A 1,898-nucleotide genomic window follows, 5' to 3' on the forward strand; every position below is an offset into this window, starting at 1 on the left:
GCCCGCCGCGTCGGCACGTCCACCGAACGGCGCATCCGGCGGGGCGTCCCGCGCGGAATGTGTCCTGACGAACCGCGAAGCACGACGTGCGGAGAACGGACGAGGCACGGGGCACCCGGCCCGGCCTCCCCGACTGGCGAGAGGATCCGCGATGCGTTTCACCCAGGCGACCGGCCGTCCCACGGCAGACCCGCCGCGCAGGCCGCCCGCCGGGCCGGCCGACCACCAGGAGGCCGGGGAACCGGTCGGCACGGCCGGTCGCGGTCCGCGGTCCTGCGCCCGCACGGACCACCCGGACCACCCGGACCACCCGGACCACCCGGGCCGGGCGGCCCGCGCGGGCGACGCGCGCGCCGTCGACGAGGACGTGCCGGGCGCCGTCGGCCGGGAGCTGCAGGAGCTGCTCGCCGACCGCCTCACCGGGTGCCGCGGGCTGGACGGGGTGTTCGCCCACGACATCGCCGAGCGGGTCGTCCGCTTCACCCGGCGCGGCGGGCGCCGTATCCGCCCCCGGCTCGTGTGGTGGTCCCTGCGGGCCTGCGGCGGCGGGGATCCCGCCCAGGTGCGCGCGGCGCTGCGGACGGCGGCGGCGCTCGAACTGATCCAGACCTGCGCCCTGGTCCACGACGACCTGATGGACCGGGCGCCCACCCGCCGCGGCGGCCCCGCGCTGCACGCCGACGTGGAGCAGCAGTACGCCGGTACGGCACCGCACCCCGCCGCGCACCGGCTCGGCGCGTCGGCCGCCGTGCTCGCCGGCGACCTCGCGCTGGCCTGGGCGGACGACGTGCTGACCGGCCTGGTGCTGGACCCCGGGCTCCCGCCCGGCACCGCGCACCGGCTGAACGGCGTGTGGCGCGCCCTGCGCACGGAGATGGTGGCGGGCCAGTACCTCGACGTGCAGGGCCAGGCCACCTCCGCCCTCACCCCGTCCCGGGCGATCCGCGCCGCCTGCCTCAAGAGTGCCCTGTACACCGTGGAACGGCCGCTGGAGCTCGGTGCCGTCCTCGCCGGCGCCGACGAGACCACCACGCGCACGCTGTGCCGCGCCGGACGCTGCGCGGGCCTGGCCTTCCAGCTGCGGGACGACCTGGACGACCTCTTCGCCGACCCGAGCGTCACCGGCAAGCCGTCCGGCGGGGACGTGCGCGAGGGCAAGCCCACCTACCCGCTGGCCGCGGCCCGTGCCCTCGCCACGGCCACCGGCGACCGCCGCGCGCTCGGCGTGCTGGAGCACGCGGTGGGCCGCGCGGACCTCCCCGACGGCGAGCTGGCCGACGTACGGGACGTCCTCGTCGCGACCGGCGCCCGCGACCTGGTGGAGACGGAGATCGCACGGCTCGCCGGGCAGAGCCTGCACCACCTCGGCGAGGCCGCCCTGGAGCCGCGCGCGGCGGCCCGGCTGCGCGGGCTGCTGACCGAGATCACCGGCACGCCCGGCCAGGTGCCCCAGCCCGGCGGTCCGCCGCCCGACGACACCTTGGCCGCCGCGGGAACGGAGGCGGACAGGTGACCAGAACGCTGACGGGACCCACCGACCACGTGGTGGTGGTCGGCGCGGGACTGGCCGGCCTGTCCGCCGCCCTGCACCTGCTCGGCGCGGGCCGCCGGGTCACCGTGGTCGAACGCGACCCGCACCCCGGCGGGCGGGCCGGGCGCCTCGCGCTCGGCGGCTACCTGATCGACACCGGGCCCACCGTGCTCACCATGCCGGACATCGCCGACGAGGCGTTCGCCGCGGTCGGCGAGTCGCTGCGCGACCGCGTCGACCTGATCGCGCTGCACCCCGCCTACCGGGCGCGCTTCGCCGACGGCAGCACCCTCGACGTGCACACCGACGCGGAGGCGATGGAGGCGGAGGTCGAACGGTTCGCCGGAGGCGCCGACGCGGCGGGCGA

The 1,898-nt window shown here is 78.2% G+C and carries 1 protein-coding gene and 1 pseudogene; both read left to right on the forward strand.

Going from position 1 to position 1,898, the window contains the following annotated elements; translation table 11 throughout:
* Positions 1-151: 151 nt before the first annotated feature.
* Positions 152-1,513, forward strand: a complete 1,362-nt coding sequence (locus RH94_RS26185) for a polyprenyl synthetase family protein (protein WP_079189193.1) — start codon at positions 152-154, stop codon at positions 1,511-1,513.
* Positions 1,510-1,898 (forward strand): annotated as a pseudogene (locus tag RH94_RS44645) (FAD-dependent oxidoreductase); the annotation flags it as partial. The gene RH94_RS26185 and the pseudogene RH94_RS44645, both read left to right, overlap by 4 nt.

The sequence above is a fragment of the Streptomyces kebangsaanensis genome (genome assembly GCF_001906585.1).
GTDB lineage: Bacteria > Actinomycetota > Actinomycetes > Streptomycetales > Streptomycetaceae > Streptomyces > Streptomyces kebangsaanensis.